Origin of the sequence: Megasphaera cerevisiae DSM 20462 (genome assembly GCF_001045675.1) — a bacterium.
In the GTDB taxonomy this organism is placed as follows: Bacteria; Bacillota; Negativicutes; order Veillonellales; family Megasphaeraceae; genus Megasphaera; species Megasphaera cerevisiae.
On sequence record NZ_LEKT01000201.1, the window covers coordinates 1 to 510 of the forward strand.

At 47.6% G+C, this 510-nt stretch carries 1 rRNA gene; it reads left to right on the forward strand.

The features are described 5' to 3' along the window. Window positions 1-113, forward strand: a 16S ribosomal RNA gene (locus AB840_RS15730); the annotation flags it as partial. Between the last annotated feature and the right edge of the window lie 397 nt (window positions 114-510).

The window sequence follows — 510 nt, forward strand, 5'->3', positions numbered from 1 at the left end:
CCGAAGCCGGTGAGGTAACCGCAAGGAGCCAGCCGTCGAAGGTGGGGGCGATGATTGGGGTGAAGTCGTAACAAGGTAGCCGTATCGGAAGGTGCGGCTGGATCACCTCCTTTCTAGGGATAAGCAGGGAGCCGCATGTGAAGGAGTGCAACGCACGACGCACACATGCGAGCGAGTCACTTATGCCGGATATGACTGATAGTATATGTTGAAAGACATGTAGTATGAGCGCAGATCCGGCGAAGTAGAGATACAGTAAGGGACTCAACCCAATCACTTAGGTCGGCATTCTGGAACAACCAATTTTGCATTGTTTAGTTTTGAGAGGCCATGTGCTTCTCTCATCTGGAATGAATCAGATGAAGCTCGTACCTTGACAACTGCATAGAAAAGTATTGAAGAAAGTACCTCTTTTTTTGTAAGAAAAAAGGGAGTACCTTAACGAACCGAAGAAACTCTAATATATACAAGGTGAAGACAGCAGGAGCCGCAAGGTGAGAGCTGATCTTA